Below are 19,060 nucleotides of genomic sequence, written 5' to 3'. Positions count from 1 at the left end.
TACCGGTCGGTCAGACGACGATGTTGACCAGCTTGGGCGGCCGGGCCACGACCTTCTTGGGCGTCGCCCCGGCCAGGTGTTCCTGCACGCGGGCCGACTGCAGGGCCATGGCCTCGGCCTCGGCCTCGTCGAGGGCGGGGTCGACGTCGATGCGGTCGCGGACCTTGCCGTTCACCTGCACGACCATTGTCTCGGTCTGCAGCTTGGCCAGGTCGGGGTCGGCGTCGGGCCACGACTGCTCGTGGATGTGGCTGCCGTGGCGCCGTTCCCACAGCTCGGCGGTGATGTGGGGCGCCATGGGCGCCATGAGCAGCAGCAGCGTGTCGACGGCCTCGTCGGTCACGCCCCGCTTGGCCAGCATGTTGACGAACTCCATGCACGCGGCCACGGCGGTGTTGTAGGACCACCGGTCGTAGTCGTCGCTGATGCGGTTGATCAGCCGGTGCGTGGCGCGGGTGACCTCGATGGCATCGTCGCCTTCTGCTTTGGCGGCGTCGGTGCCGGGCACGGCCAGGCGCCACACCCGCTTCAGGAAGCGGTACGTGCCCTCAATGCCGACCGTCTCCCAGTCGACGTCGTCGGCGGGCGGCCCCACGAACAGGTGGGCCAGGCGCAGGGCGTCGGCGCCGTACTGGTCGATGATCTGCTCGGGGGCGACCAAGTTGCCCTTCGACTTCGACATCTTGGCGCCGTCGAGGCGGATCATGCCCTGGGTGAACAAGCGCTTGAACGGCTCCCGCAACTCGGCCGGGGCCAAGCCGATGTCGGCCAGCGCCTTGGTGTAGAAGCGGGCGTACATCAGGTGCAAGATGGCGTGCTCGACGCCGCCGATGTACTGGTCGACGGGCATCCAGCGGCTGACCGCTTCCTGGTCGAACGGCAAGGCGTCGGACCACGGGTCGCAGAAGCGCAGGAAGTACCACGACGAGTCGACGAAGGTGTCCATGGTGTCGGTCTCGCGCTCGGCGGGCCCGCCGCAGCGGGGGCAGGTGGTGCGCAAGAAGCCCTGGTGCGAACGCAGGGGCGACTCCCCCGTCGGGGTGAACTCCACGTCGTCGGGGGCCAGCACCGGCAGTTGGTCCTCGGGCACGGGCACCATGCCGTCGGTCGGGCAGTAGACCACGGGGATGGGGCAGCCCCAGAAGCGCTGGCGGCTCAGCAGCCAGTCACGCAGGCGGTAGTTCACCTTGCGCTCGCCGATCCCCTGCTGCTCCAGCCACTCGATCGCCTTGGCCACGGCGTCGGCCTTGTTGAGGCCGTTCAGCCACTCGCTGTTGATGGCCGGGCCGTCGCCCGCATAGGCCTCGCCCTCCCAGTCGGCCGGCGGCTCGACCGTGCGCACGATGGGCAGGTCGTAGGCAGTGGCGAAGTCCCAGTCGCGCTGGTCCTGGCCGGGCACCGCCATGATGGCGCCGGTGCCGTAGGTCATCAGCACGTAGTCGGCCAGGTAGACCGGCACGGGTTGGCCGTTGAAGGGGTTGACGGCGTACCCGCCGGTGAACACGCCCCGCTTCTCCAGCGGCCCGTCGGTGCTCTGGCGCTCGATGTCGCTCTCTTTGCGCACCCGCTCGACGAACTCGGCCACCTCGTCGGCCCGCTCGGGCGTGGTGAGCTGCTCCACCAACGGGTGCTCGACGGCCAGCACCACGAAGGTCATGCCGAAGCTGGTGTCGGGGCGGGTGGTGAAGACCTTGATGGTGGTGGCGGGGTCGCCTTGCACGGGCAGCTCGAACTGGGCGCCCTCGCTGCGACCGATCCAGTTGCGCTGCATGGTCTTGACCCGCTCGGGCCACTCCAAGCTGTCGAGGTCGCGCAGCAGTTCGTCGGCGTAGTCGGTGATGCGGAAGAACCACTGCTCCAGGTCGCGCTTGGCCACCAGGTCGCCGCTGCGTTCGCACGTGCCGTCGGCCAGGACCTGCTCGTTGGCCAGCACGGTCTGGCAACCGGGGCACCAGTTCACCGGGGCGTTGGCCCGGTAGGCCAAGCCGCGCTCGAGGAACCGTGTGAAGATCACCTGGTTCCACTTGATGTAGTCGGGGTCGTGGCTGCGGACCTCGCGGCGCCAGTCGTAGGACGCGCCGATGGCCTTGAGCGAACTCTTCAGCTCCTCGATGCGCTCGTCGGTGAAGGTGCGGGGGTGGACGCCGGTCTTGATGGCCGCGTTCTCGGCGGGCAGGCCGAAGGAGTCGAAGCCGATGGGGCTCAGCACGCCGTAGCCCTGCATGGTGCGGTGGCGGACGATCAGGTCGCCGAAGGTGTAGTTGCGCACGTGGCCCATGTGGGCGGCGCCGCTGGGATACGGGTACATGCAGAGGACGTAGAACGGGGGCCGGGGATCGTCGTTGGCCACCTCGTAGGTGCCGTCGGCGGCCCAGCGCTCCTGCCACTTCCGCTCGACGGCGGCGATGTCGTAGCCCTCTGCCATGCGGGCATCGTACGCGGTGGCCCGGGGCCTCCCCTTCGAGTTGCAGGGGCGGCGGGTGCTAATCTGAGCGCTCCCGCGGGGCTATAGCTCAGTTGGTAGAGCGCTTGCATGGCATGCAAGAGGTCACGAGTTCGATTCTCGTTAGCTCCACCATGGCCGCCTTACTAGAAACCCCGCCCTTCAGGGCGGTGGCCAGCAAGGCGGCCTTGTTGTTTCCGTCCGCCTGAGCGGTCGGACGCGTCCGACCCTCGTGAACCAGGCGTTGGGCCTGCACGAGCGTTGCCACCGGCGCAGCCAGGTCGGCATCCACCACGCCGTCTGTGTCGACATAGAGCCGCTTGAAGAAGGCCTGGTTCATCTGCCGCCGCTGCTGGTCGTCCATCCGGGCATAGAGCCGCTCGGGGTCGGCCAGTAGGCACAGCGTCAGTTCGACGGCATCGGCCGCTTCGGACAGTCCTCCCTTGATGCCTTCGAGGTCAGCCGTGAGCCGCTCCCGCGCCGCGCCCAGCTTCCGCAGCCGTCCCTTCGCCTTCTCACTCACCAGTTCCCCGTCGGCCACCAGGTCGAGCAGGTTCTCCTCCTGACGATCCAGTTTCGCCAGTTCCTTGTTCAACTGCTGGCACAGCAGCTTCGCCGCCTGCTGCTCATCGCCGACGGCTTCCCGGACCTTGGCCCGAACCCGTGCCGAGAACTCCGGGGTGAGCCGCAACGTGCCGTAGAAGCGAGCCACCGCTTCGTCCACGGCGTCCATGTCGAGATAGGGCAGTTCGCAGACGTGCTCCTGTCGACCTCGGCAGAAGAAGTAGAAGTACTCCTGCTTGGTGCGACCCACCGCTCGCTGGATGATCAGCCGGAAATCACGGCCCTGGTCGTGGCACAGCCCGCACCACAGCGAGCCCTTGAGGTAGTGGTGGTGAACGCGCTGGCGCTCGCCGCTGACCGCTTTGGCTTCGAGAACAGCCTGCACCTTCTCGAACAACTCCGGCGTGACCAACGGCTCGTGTCGGCCCTCGATCTCCTCGCCGTCGTACTCGACGTAGCCGAGGTAGTAACGGTCGCGCAGCATGGCGTAGATCTTGGACAGCGACACCGGCCCAGCCGGATGCTTGGCCGGTCGGGTCCGCAGGCCTCGCTTCGTCAGCTCATCCTGCAACTGCTCACCCGTGTAGCGCCCGGTGGCGAACAGCTCGAACGCCTGGGTAATCAGTGGTCCCCGCTCAGGGTCGACGGCGACGGTGCGAATCTCCCGGCCCTCGAACTGCTCCCGCACGTTGAGATAGCCGAGCGGGGCCCGTCCGAGCGTTCCACCGCGACGGGCCTTCTCCCCCATCTTGTAGCGGATGTCGGCGCCGTCCTCGGCCGAGCGGAACTCGTTGAACGACGCCAGGATGCCGTGCATCAACTGGCCGATCGGCGTCTCGTCGATGTGCTCGGTGGCCGAGATCAGCTTCACGTTGTACTGCCGCAGGCTCATCATCACCAGCGCATCGTCGATGCGATTGCGGTTCATCCGCGACAGCTTGTAGACGATGACATAGTCCACGTCCCGCTCGGCCTTGATACGGGCCAGCATGTTCTGGAACTCCACCCGCTTGTCCATGCTCGTCGCCGTGCGACCGGGCTCGATGTACTCGTCGACGATCTCGATCCCGAGCAATTCGGCCTTGCGCTCGCAGGCCTTGCGCTGGGCGGGGATGGACAGGCCCTCAGGGTCGTAGTCCGTCCGCACCTGACTCGGCGTGCTCACCCGGAGGTACAACACGCCTCGACCGGTCACGGCACCCTCACCGGTCGGCAGCGAGCGGGTATAGCCGCGCTTCTGCCGCTTGGAGGGCGGTGTCAGGACGGTACTCATCATCAACTCCTTTGTTACGAGATCAGGACCGGCGCGAGCCGGTGGTACACGGCGGAGCTACCAGCCGTCGGTTGCGACGGCAAGGACCAGTCGGAGGCTTCCCGGCCGCATCGACTACGACGGGGCCCGAGACCGGTCTGGCTCAGGCGCACCTCAACGGCCTGCTCGGACACCCCGAAGTGTCGGGCCAGGTCGGGGAGTCGTTGGATACGCAGCGCGGCCCAGGCGTGCTTCAGCCAAGGTCGAGGGATCAGCAGGCAACCGGCGAAGTAATCGCAGACCTGCTCGATGAACTGGGCTCGTTGGTCGTCCGGGACACCTTGGTAGAGCACGTCCACGAACCGGTCGTCGAGGATGTGCTTCAGTTCGTGAGCGGTGCTGAAGAGCTGACGAGTGGGCGCCTCCTGCGCACGCAGCAGGATCAGCCAGCGACCCTTCGTCCAGTGCGTCGCACCGGAGACAGGCAACCCGTTCACCCGTTCGATCTGCACCCTCGGCAGCTCGGCGATGATCCGTTCCGGCACGGGCGGTGCGGCCACCATCGAGAGCTTCAGGAACCGCGTCGCCTGCAACTCCGCAATCCGCAACGCCTCGGCCCGTCGCAGCGGTCTGATCGGTACGAAGTCCCGAAGAACGGCGATGGCGCTACGGCTCATGCCGCTCTCCGCAGCGTGGCGTTCTCGACGGAGAGCGTCGGGTCGTTCCACGGCCCGCCGCGCTGCTCCGACGCTGGTTGCTCGGCTTTCGGTCGGGCTGCTCGTTCCGGCTTCTTGGGGAACACCGACTCTCCCTCAGGGATGCCGTACTGGTGGCGCAGGAAGGCGAAGTAGCTCTCCAGTTGCTCGATGGCCTCCGGCGGCAGGTGGTACTTGCTCCGCAGGTAGGGCGTGAGGCCGGGAAGCCGCTCGGCCGCGGTGTAGCCAGCCAGGGCGTAGACGTCCTCCAGCGGGGCGTCCAAGGCGTCGGCAATCCGGGCCAGGTAGCGGGGGTCGGGCTGCTTGAAGACGCCCAGCTCCAGCTTGCTCCAGTACGTCCGGTCGACGTTCGACTCGGCCTCGGCGTCGTCGAGCGTCCAGCCCCTCGCCTTGCGGCGACGACGGATGTAGTCCCCCAGCGTGGCGTCTGTCCGCCCCTGTTGTTGCTTATGCTTCACATCATTGTTCCTGTTTACTGTATTCATTTTCTCAGATACATCGCGTGTAGGCAACACATCTATAGAGTGGTTATTACAACGACAGTCGGTACGCATTCGTCAAAGATCGAAGACGTACACACCGTTGTCGTCTTCGCCGGTTGTGAACTCCATAGAGAGGTCCCGGGCGAACGCTTCGGTGTCGAACCGGATGTAAGGCTGCAGTTCGGGCGGGCCGATGTTGTTGACGTCGACTCCCAGGTCCTCCAGCAGGCTCCAGGCGTAGGCCTCCATCGACGGCCAGCAACCGAGGTAGCAGTCGCCGAAGCGTTCCAGGTCGTTGCCCCAACCGGAGCCGAGCAGATGGGCGAAGTGGGCGAAGGCTCGGCCGTGCTCGTCGATCCCGGCAGCCAACCGAGCCACGTCGGACAGCGACTCGTACTCGGACAACTCCACCGGCCAGAAGCCGTCGTGGTCGTGGATGGCGTACTCCTCGGCGAGTGGCTCGGGACTGGCGGCCAGCATCCGGTCGATCTCCTCGCCGATCTCGTCCACCGATTGCGAGGCGTCGATCCAAACGCCATGCAGCCGCCCGGCGTTGTAGTCCGACAGCGACGCCATGTAGATGCGGGGCGGCTCGGAACGCTCCGCTTCCGCCTCGGGTCTTATTGGTGGTTCTGCTTCCATTCGTGATTCCTCCTTTCGATTACGTCTGTCATCAGGCCGCCGCGCTCGGCGACGCCTGATCTCGATCACTGTCAATCCGCCGCCGGGCCAGCTCCGCATAGGCCGGGTTGAGTTCAATGCCCAGCCAGTCGCGGCTCATTCGCTCGGCGACCAGCGCCGTCGTCCCCGACCCCAGGAACGGATCGAGCACCAGACCCGGCCGCCACCCCACCCGGCAGGTGCAGTCGGGAACGAGTTCGCCGAGGCGGTCCCGCCGGGGCTCCCGCCGCCAAGGGTTACCGCAGGACCCGCACACTCGCTCCGGGCAGGTGGCAGCGATCGGATCGTGGACGAGGCTCGACGGGAAGACGGCGAAGTGAGCACCGTCGAAACCAGCCGTGCCGAGTCGCCACACGTCCCCCGGGTTCTTGCCGAGCTCATGGCCGCTAAGGCCTCGCAGCCGCAGTCGCAGCAGCCCGTCGTTCGCCCCGGCCAGCGGTCCGGCCCATCCCGCCCTCCGCCCACCCGTGTACTTCGTCCGGGCCGCACTGCGGGCAGGGCGACGCCTGCTGCGGTGCGGCTGACGGATCACATCGAGGTCGAAGTGGTAGTGACGGGAGCGGACCAGGAAGTACACCGGTTCCCAGGTGCAGGCCAGGCGGTCCTTCACGCTGGCGGGCATGGTGGTCGTCTTGGCCCAGACGACCTTGTTGCGCACGATCCAGCCCCGCTCACTCAGGGCCAGCAGTAACCGCTCGGGTGCCAACAACAGGCTCTTGGGCGGTGCACCGTAGCGGCGGTGCCGGGAGTAGCTGTCGCCCAGGTTGAGCCAGAGACAGCCGGACGGCTTCAGCACGCGGGCCAGCTCGTCCGTGACCTCAACGAGCCGCTCGACATACTCGGTGACGGTCCCCTCGGTGCCGATCTCCTGCGGCCCACCGCCGTAGTGGCGCAACAGGTGGTACGGCGGGCTGGTGACGACGCAGTCGACGGAGGCAGCGGGCAGTCGTCGGAGCTGGGTCAGGGCGTCGCCGACGAGAACGGTGTTGCGCGGCACCGACTCCAAACGAATGCCCGTCATGAACGGACCTCCGCGTCGGCGTCCGTCGTGCCGAGGATCATGGTGTCGGCGAAGTGCTCGGTGTCGCAGACTTGGAACAGCCGCCAGCAGTCGGGATCGAGACGGGCCATGGCGTCGACCAACACCGAGGCCCGCTGCGCGTCGGGAGCGACCCACAGCACCTTGGGAAAAACGCCGTGCTCACGTTGCTCCGCGCCGTTCTGCCAGTACTCGACATACTCACGAGCCTTGCGGGTGATGCGGGCCGGGTGCTCGGTGGCCAGATCGACCTCGATGAAGTGGCGCAGTTCCCAGTCGCCGTGAGCGGTGACGGCGAAGGCGTCGGGCTTGACGAACTGCGGACGGCCGTCGACGGTGGCATGGGAACGCCAGCACGCCGGTTCGGCCTGGAAGGCGAGCAGTTCGAGCGTGTCCTGTCGAGTCAGTTCGGTGAGCACGACGTAGCACTCGGTGACCGCGACAGCGTGGGCCAGATAGGCATGGCCGGGCGTCCAGGGACGACGGAAACGGCGCAGGTCGTCGGTGACGAGGCGCTGGCCGACGACATCGAGGCGGTAGGTGTAGCTGTCGCTGCCGGGACGGTGCCCGCCGACGCGTCGGTGCAGCCGGGCGATAACGCGCTGCCGGGTGAGTGCGGCCAGGTGCCGTCGGGCGAGGCGCCGTCCCGTGTCGTTGTCGGGCCAGTGGAGGCGACGCAGTTGACCGCCGGTGGCGACCGTGACGGTGGCGAGGGTGGTGACGACGCTGCGGTCGGTATCGCTGAGCGTGTCGGCGATGCGACGGGCAGCGGCCTTGCTGACCCGAGTGGTAACGGGAGTCGGTGTCCCCAGACCGTCGTTGGCCTTGGGGAGCGCGACACCTGGCGCGAGCAGGTGTTTCGATGCGGGACACTCGGCCCGATCGGACGGCCGAACGGACCTCACATCGACCTCCGGCTGCGGCCGATGGAACCGTCGTCCCGTCCGATGTGCAGTCGGGCCCGGATAGCCGCCTCGATATCGGCCCGGTCGGCACCGAAGCGAGCTCGTGAGTGTTCCTTCACAACAGATGCAGCGCGCAACGGTTCGCCGGGCGGCAGGGTGCGAACGGTGCTCGGTGGCTGGGTGCGACCGTTGGCGAACGCGGTCACCACCGCCTCGTAGGCATCGAGGTTCATCAGGTCGTCGGGGGTCAGGCCGCTGCCGAACTCGCGGGCGAACAGGGCGGCGTCCTCCCGGTCGCAGCCGAAGACGACTTTGCTGCGGGTGTTGGCGAGCGCCGCGTGGCGCAGGTCGGTCCCCAGTTGGTACATGGCCTGCGCCGCCAGCACCGCCCCGACGCCGTAGCCGCGGGCCATGGCCAGCATGTCCTCGACGGCGTTGACCGGCAGGCGCAACACCGATTGCAGCTCGTCGATAACCACCAGGGCCGGGTGACGTTCGGTTGTTGGCACCGCCGCCCGGGCGCTGACCGCCTGCCAGAGCTGCGCTGTGACCAGGGCACCGAGCAGGCCCGCCGTCTCCTCGCCCAGCAGCCCGATCGGCAGCCGGACCAACAGCACGCCGCCGTCGGCCAGCAGCCGGTCGAAATCGACGGCCGGGTTCGGCTGGCCCAGCGTGTGCCGGACCGCCGTGCGCGTGGTGAAGGCCCGCAGCTTGTTCAAGGGCGCAGCCGTGATGTTCGCCACCTCGGCCGCCGACAGGCTGTTGAACCAGGCCCAGAACGGGGCGACCCCGACCGGATCGTCCACTTGGGCGAGTACCCGGCGTCGGAAGCCGGGATCGGCCGACAGCAGCGCCGGTGCCTCGCACAGCGTCATGCCCGGCACCTGCGTCAGCGTCAGCAACGTGTGGCGGATGAGGTCCGAGGAGCGCGGCCCCCAGGCACTGTGCCAGATCGACGCCATGATCGACACCACCCGGTCGACCACCAGCTCGCGCGTGGCAGGCGTGGAGCGCAACGGATCGAAGCCGACCGGCCGGGCGTCGGTCGGGTCGAACACGATCACGTCATCCAGCCGATGGTCGGGCAGCTGTTCGAGGACGTTGTCGACCAGCTCGCCGTCCTTGGGGTCGATGACGACGACAGCCTGACGGTTCTCGGCCAGACCGGCGAGGGCCAGGTTGCCCAGCAATACCGACTTCCCCACGCCCGTCGGCCCGATGACCAGCGTGTGATGGGTGCGGGCTCGCGCGTCGAGCGCCACCGGCCGCTGCGTGCCGGGGAAGGTGCCGATACCCACCACCGCACCGCGACTCGGCACCCCGCCGGGTACAGGCAACAGGCGGCAGCCGCCGAGCTCGAGGCCGGGTACAGCGTCGAGCTCGATCGGCCAGCCGACGAGCCCGCTGGCCTCGGTGACGTTGAGCACCCCGCCCGGCCAGGTGACGAGCGGGACACGGCGTTGCTGTATCCGTGAGCCGACGAGGCCAGGCGGCAGCACACGCCGCCTGAGCAACACACCGGGGGCTCGTACGCCGTGCCACGCCGCCTCAACATGACGCAGAAGGAGTCGTGCGCGCCGTTGGTCGTGCGCGACGACACCTATGCGGCCGACAGCGAGCAGGAGGGCGGCACTGTGCTTCTTGCGCAGCGCCGTTGCGGCCTCGCTGGTGGTGACGACGCCGTTGTCCGTCGTCAGCCAGGTTGCACCCTCCGACTTGCCTTCGACGCGGGCCGGAGCGACGGGAGGAGCAGATGCGAGGACGTACTGGACGGTGATGACTTCGCCATCGCGTAGCGGTTGCAGGCTGGAGAGCAGACGGGCCGACAGGACAGCCGCATCGACAGTCAACGGTCGTTGGCTGGTCGACAGGCGGTATTCCGCACCGATGCCAGCGGCAGGCGCGACGGCCTCCGTGCGCTCGTAGCGAACGCTGGGCAGGTGGGCGTGCAGGAGCGACACCAGCAACTGCTCCCAGGCGCCGGGCACGAGGAGGCGGTGGGTGATGCCCGAGTGGTCGGCGCACACCTCGCTCATCAGGAAGGGCGAGCCGGTGAAGAAACGCCGCCACCACGGCGGCAGGGTGCCGCTCCACCCGGCCAGCACGGCCTCGACAGCCTCGGCCGGAGTCTGTCGCGGGAAGCGCAGCGTGAAGGCGATGAGCGAACGCCGCCGATGCGCCGCTTCCGCCGCCCGGCGCACGACTACGGCCACGCCGAAGGCGAAAACCGACAGGACCAGCCAGGCCAACGTCACGACCCTGCTCCCGGCACCGTCTGGTCGGTGCCGCCGTCGCCCATGGGCTTACAACTCGCCTGCAGCCGGTGCCGTTCCTCCGGCGTCAGTTGCTCGACGAGGCGCAGGAGGGCGAAGGCCAACTTGTCGAGGTCGGGCTCCCTCCGTCGTACACCGCGGACCCTGATTCGTCGTTTCATTCGTCCTTCGCACCTCCTCCCACCCCTTGTTGCTGATTCACGGGCGCACCGAAGAACGGTCGTTGATTGCGTACCTTTCCGCCGTGCGCTTCTGTCCTCGCTATACGAAGCCGCCTACCAGCCCGTCAACGTTTTATTCACAACACCCGCCGTGGGCTACCGCCGCCAGTTGGAGTAGGGCCGCACGAGCCAGACCAGCAGGGCGGTCACCGTAAACAGCACCACCAACAGCGGCACCACTGGCATGACCACCCAAGCCGTAACGCGGATTACCAGGCAGAGGAACAACAGGAGCCCGAGACCGTTGCGGAGCTGGGTGATCATGGAGCCGATTGCTCCTGGTCGGACTGATAAGCGTGATCGTCCCCAACACCACACCCGGGGCGCCGGCCCGGGTGCTCTGCCTCGTGCCGCAACTGCTCCCGCATGGCCTCACGAAGCGCGCTGGTGTTCTCGCAGTCGATCTCGCTGGCAGTCGTGGCGGGATGGATGAGGGATCGAAAGGCGCCCTGCACCTGGATCAACGCCCACGGAGTTGTTCGGCCTGTTCGGCCATCGCCACGAACGTCTGGCGGGTCAGATCGTGCAACTGGCGTTCGGCCCGCGCCGCTTCCAGCCGGACCCGCAACAGTTCAGACTGCCAATGGTCGCCTCCGAGGCGGAAGCCGAGCAGGAACATCGCCATCACCACCATCAAAACGAGGAGGACCACCAGCACCATCACGACCGGCTCTCCCGGCAGAAGGTGTCGATGGTGTCGGCGATGATCTCGCCCTTGGCCATGCGGGCGATGTCGGTGAAGAACTTGAGTTCGTCGGTTACGAACGGATCACCGGCGGCCAACGTGTCCCGCCAGCGGGCGAGCATGGCCTGGCCGCTCATGGCCTGGCGGGTCAGATGGTCGACCTCGTGCAGCTTCTCGGACTGCACCAGGCCTTCCGCCTGGACGTTCGCCAGGCGAACGATGGTGCGGTGTTCGACTCGGGCGAGGTTACGTCCGGTCTGGCGCAGCAGGTGGCCGCTTGTCGGCCACTGGGCGGTCGACAGCGAACGGTCACGAATCTCCAACTGGTTCGGCATGGGGTGCTCCCTTCGGTTCCCTCGGGGTCTCCGAGGTGGTCTCCTGGGGCACTGCAACACAGCCGACTGGGCACCGTGTGGGGTCAGACTGGTGATGGAGTGGACATGCCGACCGAACTCATTGCCGACTTGCCGACCGAGGAGTTGGCCGAGGCCCTGACCGGGCTGCTTCCCCGCGGCCTACCGGCAACCGAGGCCACGGCAGGCGACGTACTGCCGAACCTGCGCAGCGTCTACGCCCGGGCGGTGCATCCCGACGTTCGCCTGAGCCGCATCGACGCGCTGAACGAGCTGTTGCCCCGGCTGATCGGCAAGCTCACCGACGAGGACTACGCCGAAGCCTGCCGCTGCCTGTTCGGTCTGGCGACTGGCACCCGTCGGGCCGGGCTGATGGAACGACGACGGCGAGCCGCCAAGGAACTCGGCTACACCACCGACCACGTCCGCAAGGTTGTCGAAGCTGAAATCCTCAAAGACCTGGCCGAACTGATGCGCCGTGACTTACTGCGCTACAAGACCCGGGTCAAGCGGGCGGTCGAGACGTTGGAGCCGACCGGCAGCACTCCCCGTCTCGCTCCCGAGCACCTGACGGCTGAGGAGGAACTGGTCTCACGCATCTGGCAGCACGTCTACGGGCTCAGGGCCGAGCTGATCGGCCATCTGCGGCTGGTCGACGAGCCCGGCTACGAAGGCCAGGCTGAGGATCACCGGCAAGCGGCGAACAGGCAGCACGACGAGCTACAGGCGCTCATCACGGAGTACGTCGAGACGTACGGCAAGAAGCTCATCGAGCACGGCGAGACGGAGTATGCCGTGGAGGCGTTGGAGCGGTTGTCGGGGTGGAGGGGGTAGCGCTACCGCGCCATTACGGGCGATGCGGAATCGTTCACGACGGTCAGGACCCGACGTTGGTCGCACTGAAAGGATGTACGTGGGTGACGAGCGAACCAGCGAGGCTGTCGGCAGCAGTTGGCACCTCCCTACTGCAAACCGCACTGTTTGTCGAGTTCGGCGAGATACGTCGCCAGAGCGAAGTGACCTCTTTGCTTGGCCAGCTCAGCCCTAGAGCTAACTCCCCAAACATCAAGCAGCCAATTCGACGGTTGTTCGCAGGGATCGACACCGTGTTCAACAAACCATTCTGCAAGCCTGGCGTTATCGCATCGCGCGCTCATCACCGACAGTGCATTGTCCCCATGCACCGTTTTACCTCGCGCATCCGCACGGTGTCTGTGTAGAAGTACAACCATGTCCTCGTCACAAAGCCGAGCGGCCAAGACAATTGGGGGATCGCCCATATCGTCGCGAATATTTAGTCGTATATCTCTTCCGTCAAGAAGCCGCATGAGGGTGGAGTGTTTCCTATCTTGGAGAAGCTCGGAGACCACGGCGACGTCGCGATGGGCGTTTCGCTCTCGGATTAGCCAAACAACGCCTCCCGCGGCAAGGAGCACGCCGACGCTGAGGAGGAGGATGATGATGCGACCTCCTCGTCCGCGGCTTGACGACGTTATGTCAGCGGCCACCGCTATCTTTCGGCGCGTGCCCAACTCATCGCGCTACCACCCTGATCGTCTCACCCGTGGCTTGGTAGCTGGGAACCGCCGCACGAAGCTCCTCGACAATCATGGCTTCGGTGAGCCGTGTAAAGTCGCCGTTGACTCGATCATAGAGTCGATAACCGACATCAATCGAGACCTGGTCGCTCGTAGCGTTATCGAATCCCGGCAATATGCCCACAAGCCAAGCGGCTGCGTTCGCTTCAAATGGGGTGATCCCGACCTTCTTTGCCATTAGTCCGTAGCCAACATTTCCAAGTACATCATAATAGATCCACGTATTATTAACCAGCGCGTAATTGGTTGTTGGACCTATTGCTTCTCTCCACCAAGGCTTGATGTCTACGGGTCCCCAGCGAGGACCCGTCAGGATAAGCATCTCGGCGTAACTCAAGCTTCGCCCTTGCAACCCGGACGTTGCGAGAAAGTTAGCCCTGTCCAGGTCGTTATAGGGCCGCAGTACATCAATGAGGTGAGCCGCAGGGTTTGGATCGGTCGGAGACAGTCCGGACATCGGCGGAAGCGATATCTGCATCTGCGGCGCGACGCCGACCCGAAGGACGCCGCCGCCCGCGGGGGCGGTAACGACCCTCAACGACCCTGTGGAGGAACCACTGTTCAACAGTTCGCTTCCTCCGAGTCGTGTCAACGTCAAAGCCTGACCCTTCCGCCGCCACCCGCCCCCCAACAGCGCTTCGATACCAGCAGCGGGCTGAAGCTGGTGCCCACTGATGGTCGGCTGAAGGTACTGCGCCGAAACGGTCGGCTGAAGGATCGACGCGGCGCTGCTCGACCCCTGCAACGATCCGTTCCACGTAGCGGTGCTTGCAGAGCCCACGCGCAGGGTGCCGCTCCAAGAACTCGCCGTGCTGACGGTGAGGAAGCCGAGCAGGTCGGTGTTGGTGCTTGGGTTATCCGCAACGAACTGGTACCTGGCAAGGGTGTCCGGTGTGCGGATGTCTCCCTTGATCGGGTCCGCTTGGAGCCACGAGCCCGTCCCGGGCTCATAGCTCCGGGCGAAGTAGTGACTGAGCACCGGCGTGTCATTGCCGATGCCGTTGCCGGGAAGGAGCGGGTCGGCGACTTCGCCGCCGAAGCCCATGCGGAAGGGGCTCTTGCCGAGGTTGACGCCGAAGTCGCTGTAGGCGGTGGCGTTGTCGAGCTTGGCCTTCCCGTTGGTGGCACCGAGGATCGAGCCGAGGGCGTCAGTGACGTACCAGGCGGGATCGTCCGTAGCCATCTGCTCGCCCTGGAGCTGTCCCCCAGCATCCCGCAGGTAGAGCGTGGTATCGGTGTCGCTCGCGAGGATTGGATTGAGCCCGTCCGCGGTCCACGTCGTGCTCGTCCGGTTGCGAACTTCGCGCACCAGACGGCCCAAGGCGTCGTAGGAGCGGGAGTAGTCACGCTGGCCGTCGCCGTTGCCACGCTTGCTGCGGTCGCCTGCCGGGCCGCTGCTAACCAGTCGATTCTCGAAGTCGTAGGCATACGCGGTTGCAGTGGACTGGCCCGGCGCTTGGGCCTCGGTGCTCGTCAGCACCCGGTTCCCGTTGGCGTCGTAGGCGTTGGTCGTGACGTCGGTGAAGGTGGCATTGCCGTTCTGACGGGCCTTGGTCGAGGTGACCACCTGTCCGGCGACATTGAAGGCGTTGGTCTGGGTGAAGGGATCGTTGGGCTTGGGCGTCGTCGGGTCGTCCGGGGCGCTCCACGTGAGCCGGTTGCCTACGGCATCGTAGGAGTACGTGCTCGGCAGCGGCCCGCCTGCGCTGTTGGTGAGTCGCCGCAGCGGGTCGTACGTGTAGGTCGTGGTCGTGGCGGTACCGCCGAGGTTCTGGGCCCGAGTGGCGACGTTGCCCGCCGGGTCGTAGGTGTAGGCGAACGACGCCAATGGGCTGCCGCCCCCCGAGGTGGCGAGTCCGATGAGCTCGTCGGCGTCGTCGAAACCGACCGTCGTCGTCGTGCCGTTGGGGCGGCTCACCAGGGTCGGGCGCCCGGCGTCGTCGTAGGCGGTGACGAGATCGCCCAGCGGGCTGGTCAGCCTGGTAAGGCGGTCGGCGGCGTCGTACTGGTAGGCGAGCGTCCGGCCGTCCGGAAGGATGAGACTCGTACGGTTGCCGACAGCGTCGTAGCCGTAGCGCAGGGTCTTACCGGCGGCGTCGGTGACGCTCGTCGGCCGTCCAAGTGCGTCGTAGGCCGTCGCAACAGCGCCGACGGCGTTGGTCGCCCGCAGCTGCCTTCCTACCGCGTCGTAGTCGAAGGTGTCCTGGCTCCCGTCGGGATAGGCACGCCGGACGAGCAGGTCACGCGAGTCGTAGGAGTACGACGTCGTAACGCCGTTGGCGTCGGTCCGGCTCGAGCGGGTACCTGCGGCGTCGTAGCGGTAGCCCGTGACCTTCCCGAGCGGGTCGGTGGTACTCGTCAGCAGCCCTCTCGCGTCGTACGCCTGCCCGGTGACGGCCCCGTTGGCATCGGTCGTCTCGGTCAGCAGCTTGCGGGAGTCATAGCGATAGGCAGTGGTGACGTTGACGGTCGAACTGCTGGGCTGGCCCGGTCGGCTGTTCTCCGTAACGGACGTGAGGTTGCCCGTATTGTCGTAGCCGTAAGCGGTCACGATGCCGTCCGGGGCGGTGCGGCTGGTCTGCCGCCGATTGAGGTCGAAGCCGAAGCGCGTCACCCGACCAAGCGGGTCGGTGGTGGCCGTCCGGTCGCCGATGGCGCCGTGGACGTGGCTCGTCCGGTTCCCCAATGGGTCGATCTCAGCCACCACGAGGCCTCCGGCGTCGTAGCGCACGGTGCTGGTCTCGCCGTCGCCGTTGGTCCGGCTGACGGGCTGGTCCATCGAGTCGTAGCCGGTCTTGTTCACATGACCGTTGGCGTCGGTGGTGTTCGTGCGGTTCCCAGCGGCGTCGTAGGCGTGGCTGGTGATGCCCCCGAGCGCATCGGTGACCTTGGTGACCTGTCCGGCTGCATCGAGCGTGAACGTCGTCGTCGCCCCGGCCGCATCCCGGCGGCTCGTCAACCGACCGGCAGCGTCGTAGCGGTTGGTGGTGACGCCGCCCGCCGGGTCGGTCGTCGTGGTCAGCCGGTCACGGAAGTCGTAGGTGTATGCCGTCCGGCGGCCGAGCGGGTCCGTGGCGGCAGTCAGACGGCCGACCGAGTCCCATTCGTTGGCGGTAACGCCACCTGTCGGGTCGGCAACCGACAGGACCCGACCGTTGGCGTCACGTACAAAGGTCGTGGTGGCACCTGTCGGGTCCGCCTCCACCCGGACCATGCCCGCTGCGTCATAGGCGGTGGCCCAGGTGTGCCCGGCGGCGTCGGTGACGGCCACACGACGGCCGAGCGGATCGAGGCTGTAGAGCGTCTTGTTGCCGAGCGGGTCAGTGGTCGACGTCAGGCGGTTTTCGCCGTCGAAGGTGTGCCTCACGACGCCCTCATTTGCGAGCGTCACGGCGACGACGTTCAGTTCGGCGTCGTAGGCGTAGCTGGTGACCGCTCCCCGCCTGTCGGTGATGTTGCTGAGTTGATCATTGACGTCGTAGCTGCGCCGCTCGCTCGACCCGTTCGGATACGTCGTACGAACAAGGTTGTCATTCTCGTCGTACTGGTAGGCCGTGGTGCGGCCGAGCGGATCCGTCACCGACGTGAGCCGGTTGGCAAGGTCGTACGTCATATGGGTGGTGCGACCGAGCGGGTCCGTCACGGAGGTCGTATTGCCCCGGCCGTCGTAGCCGTAGGCGGTGACCGCTCCGTTCTCGTCGGTCGCCGAGGTCACGTCCCCGGACGGGTTGTACGCGCGGGTCTGGGTGGTGCCGTCCGGGTTGGTGACGGTGGTGGGCAGCCCCTGGCCGTTGACCGTGTAGCCGATCGTGCGAGCCGTCCCGCCCGGCCCGCCCGTATCAGTCCGGGAGGTCAGGTCACCGGCGCTGTTGTAGGTCGAGGTGACGGCCTTGCCGAGCGGGTCCGCGACACCGGCGACCTGGCCGGAGGCGTCGTAGGCGATCGTGGAAGCGTGACCGAGGGGGTCGGTCTCGCCGACGGGCTGGAGGTCGCCGTTGTAGGAGGTCTTGGTCACGCCGCCGAGGGCGTCCTCGACTTCCGTGACCATGCCGAGGGCGTTCCAGCGATAGACCGTCTTCGCTCCGGCCGTATCGGTGTAGGTCGTCAGCCGGTTGGCGTCGTCGTACGCAATCGTCCGTATCTGGTCGAAGGCATTGGTCTGGCGAACGACCCTGGAGTGTTCGTCGTAGCCGTTCGTCAGGAACGTGACGCCGTCCTGGCCGACCTGCGAGGTCATGCGGTGTTGGTCGTCGTAGCCGAAACGGCGGACGGTGCCCCGGGCCGAGGTGATCGAAACGAGGTCGCCAGCGTCGGAGTAACCGAGCCGCCAGGTTGCGCCGTCCGGGCGGGTGAGGCTGGTGATCCGGCCGTGGCTGTCGGAGATGACGGCAACGTGCTGGCCAGCCTGGTCGGTGATACCGACGAGCCTCGGGAAGGCGCTGCCCGAACCGTCGTACGTCAGCGTGACGGCATTGCCCTGCCGGTCCGTCGTGGAGGTCAACATGCCGCGGCCCGATGCATCCTGGGTGAACGTCATGGATGCGCCCGTAGTCGAGGCCCACCTGAAGGTGGAAGCATCCACCTCTGTCAGGTTGGCGAAGGCACCCGCGGGCGTGTTGTAACCGCCGCTGCCGTTCGGCACGAAGAGGAAGGCCCGACCGTCTGCCAGGCTGAGGCCGACCGACCCGTCGCTGTATTGCTGGAGGAAGGAGCCGTAGGCGAACTGCCAGCCGACACCGACGGGCGAGTCCTGGCTGGACTGAGCGTTGTAGTTGAGCGACAGGTCGACGACCTGACTGCCGACACCGGAAAGCGTGAACACCCGCTCAGACGTGACGAAGTTACCGGTGGACATCGACACCGGGTCCGCCCCGTAGCGCAGGAAGTTCTGGTAACCGAGGTTCCGTAGCTGCCGCAGCCTGGCGGTGCTCGGGGGCGACGGGAATGTCCCGACACACTTGAAACCTTTGGACTGGAGGGATCTGCCCACGGCGGTGACGACAGCATTGACCAGCAAGTCCCGCCCCGACTGAATGACAGGCCAGTCGTAGTTGTGGTCGATGTAGAGCATGAAGATCTGTGCGTAGCTGCCCGGCAGGGAAGCGAACTCCGGGTACGGCAGTGTCAGGCCTTCCTTGGTCGGTGCCTCGTTGACGGGCGCTGTCGGACGACCGGTGTGGGCGTGGAGCTCGTTGAGAAGTTCAGTCCCAAAGGCGAGATTGCCGGGCGCACTCGTGGTGTAGGCCGATGACCCACCCTCGGCTTCGACCCCCCACGGCGTCCCCGTCAGGCCGTTAAGCGAGAGGGTCACAGAGACATCGGCAGTCTCCATCTGCGCCGCTCGCTCAGAGCGCGGCACGAAGTCCTGCGAAGTGCCACGCGTGATGATGACATCGGAGTCGCAGATCGAAGGGAGCTTGGCTTGGACGGCCTGAGCGATGTCATGGGTGATCGGGAGCTCTCGATAGGTAGTCCCATCGTGCAATCCGAACGAGAAGTTGTCATCCGGGTCGAGGGCCACGGTGGGCTTTCCGGCGGCCTGAGCGGCCGATCCAACCGCGAACAGGCTCAGGAGGAGAGCCACTACCAGCAAGCCCGCAAGGCCCCGGCGATAACCCGCAACATGCGACCTCGCCTGCGGCCCGCCTGGACGCCAAACGTGCGTCGACCTGCCCAGCGCCACATCTTCCGTCATGGAACCGGTGCCCCCCGTTCTTGCGGGTATCGGCGCCAAGACGTTTCTAGGCTTTACCCGGTCAGGCAAACTTCGCCATGGTCGGCGACGAGTCCTCTACGCCGCCCAATTCCGGCGGTAGGCCCAATAGCGGGTGACGTCAACGCCGGTAAT

The 19,060-nt window shown here is 66.6% G+C and carries 15 protein-coding genes and 1 tRNA gene; 4 read left to right on the top strand and 12 right to left on the bottom strand.

Annotation, left to right across the window (positions count from 1 at the left end; translation table 11 throughout):
* Positions 1–10: 10 nt before the first annotated feature.
* A complete protein-coding gene (gene leuS / locus VM938_06170) occupies positions 11–2,425 on the bottom strand; it encodes a leucine--tRNA ligase (protein ID HVF74616.1) in 2,415 nt (804 codons plus the stop codon).
* Positions 2,426–2,502: 77 nt separating this feature from the next.
* Between leuS and VM938_06165 the strand changes: the two genes are divergently transcribed.
* The 3 genes from VM938_06165 (at position 2,503) to VM938_06155 (ending at position 3,951) form a co-directional block, all read left to right on the top strand.
* A tRNA-Ala gene (locus tag VM938_06165) sits at positions 2,503–2,578 on the top strand.
* Between the two features lie 97 nt (positions 2,579–2,675).
* Positions 2,676–2,840 carry a hypothetical protein gene (locus VM938_06160; GenBank protein ID HVF74615.1) on the top strand — a complete coding sequence of 55 codons (165 nt, stop codon included), beginning with the start codon at positions 2,676–2,678 and terminating at the stop codon, positions 2,838–2,840.
* Positions 2,841–3,798: 958 nt separating this feature from the next.
* Complete coding sequence (locus VM938_06155) at positions 3,799–3,951, top strand: hypothetical protein (protein HVF74614.1); 153 nt, start codon at positions 3,799–3,801, stop codon at positions 3,949–3,951.
* A gap of 343 nt (positions 3,952–4,294) precedes the next feature.
* Here the strand turns inward: VM938_06155 and VM938_06150 are convergent, their stop codons facing one another.
* The 10 genes from VM938_06150 to VM938_06105 all read right to left on the bottom strand — a co-directional run bounded on the left by VM938_06150 (position 4,295) and on the right by VM938_06105 (position 11,596).
* Positions 4,295–4,936, bottom strand: coding sequence for an ImmA/IrrE family metallo-endopeptidase (locus VM938_06150; protein ID HVF74613.1), 642 nt, complete (start codon positions 4,934–4,936; stop codon positions 4,295–4,297).
* Positions 4,933–5,433: a helix-turn-helix transcriptional regulator gene (locus VM938_06145; protein ID HVF74612.1), complete on the bottom strand. Its 501-nt coding sequence runs from the start codon at positions 5,431–5,433 to the stop codon at positions 4,933–4,935. Before VM938_06145 ends, VM938_06150 begins: the two co-directional genes overlap by 4 nt.
* A gap of 99 nt (positions 5,434–5,532) precedes the next feature.
* Positions 5,533–6,099 carry an antirestriction protein ArdA gene (locus VM938_06140; GenBank protein ID HVF74611.1) on the bottom strand — a complete coding sequence of 189 codons (567 nt, stop codon included), beginning with the start codon at positions 6,097–6,099 and terminating at the stop codon, positions 5,533–5,535.
* Between the two features lie 31 nt (positions 6,100–6,130).
* The gene (locus VM938_06135) at positions 6,131–7,159 is read right to left on the bottom strand and encodes a site-specific DNA-methyltransferase (GenBank protein HVF74610.1); all 1,029 of its coding nucleotides are present in this window, start codon (positions 7,157–7,159) and stop codon (positions 6,131–6,133) included.
* Positions 7,156–8,082 carry a replication-relaxation family protein gene (locus tag VM938_06130; protein HVF74609.1) on the bottom strand — a complete coding sequence of 309 codons (927 nt, stop codon included), beginning with the start codon at positions 8,080–8,082 and terminating at the stop codon, positions 7,156–7,158. Before VM938_06130 ends, VM938_06135 begins: the two co-directional genes overlap by 4 nt.
* Positions 8,079–10,337 carry a type IV secretion system DNA-binding domain-containing protein gene (locus VM938_06125; GenBank protein HVF74608.1) on the bottom strand — a complete coding sequence of 753 codons (2,259 nt, stop codon included), beginning with the start codon at positions 10,335–10,337 and terminating at the stop codon, positions 8,079–8,081. Before VM938_06125 ends, VM938_06130 begins: the two co-directional genes overlap by 4 nt.
* Positions 10,334–10,516: a hypothetical protein gene (locus VM938_06120; protein ID HVF74607.1), complete on the bottom strand. Its 183-nt coding sequence runs from the start codon at positions 10,514–10,516 to the stop codon at positions 10,334–10,336. Before VM938_06120 ends, VM938_06125 begins: the two co-directional genes overlap by 4 nt.
* 156 nt (positions 10,517–10,672) lie before the next feature.
* A complete protein-coding gene (locus VM938_06115) occupies positions 10,673–10,840 on the bottom strand; it encodes a hypothetical protein (GenBank protein HVF74606.1) in 168 nt (55 codons plus the stop codon).
* A 196-nt stretch (positions 10,841–11,036) separates the two neighbouring features.
* The gene (locus tag VM938_06110) at positions 11,037–11,240 is read right to left on the bottom strand and encodes a hypothetical protein (GenBank protein ID HVF74605.1); all 204 of its coding nucleotides are present in this window, start codon (positions 11,238–11,240) and stop codon (positions 11,037–11,039) included.
* Entirely contained in the window at positions 11,237–11,596 is a 360-nt protein-coding gene (locus VM938_06105) for a hypothetical protein (protein ID HVF74604.1), read from the bottom strand. The genes VM938_06110 and VM938_06105 overlap by 4 nt, the downstream gene beginning before the upstream one ends.
* Positions 11,597–11,701: 105 nt before the next feature.
* Here VM938_06105 and VM938_06100 point away from each other — a divergent pair, with 105 nt between their 5' ends.
* Entirely contained in the window at positions 11,702–12,448 is a 747-nt protein-coding gene (locus VM938_06100) for a hypothetical protein (GenBank protein HVF74603.1), read from the top strand.
* Positions 12,449–13,147: 699 nt separating this feature from the next.
* Here VM938_06100 and VM938_06095 read toward each other — a convergent pair.
* Entirely contained in the window at positions 13,148–18,796 is a 5,649-nt protein-coding gene (locus VM938_06095) for a DUF6531 domain-containing protein (protein ID HVF74602.1), read from the bottom strand.
* Between the last annotated feature and the right edge of the window lie 264 nt (positions 18,797–19,060).

It is taken from the genome of Acidimicrobiales bacterium (assembly GCA_035536915.1).
In the GTDB taxonomy this organism is placed as follows: domain Bacteria; phylum Actinomycetota; class Acidimicrobiia; order Acidimicrobiales; family JAHWLA01; genus JAHWLA01.
This window is presented reverse-complemented; position numbering and strand designations above follow the sequence as displayed.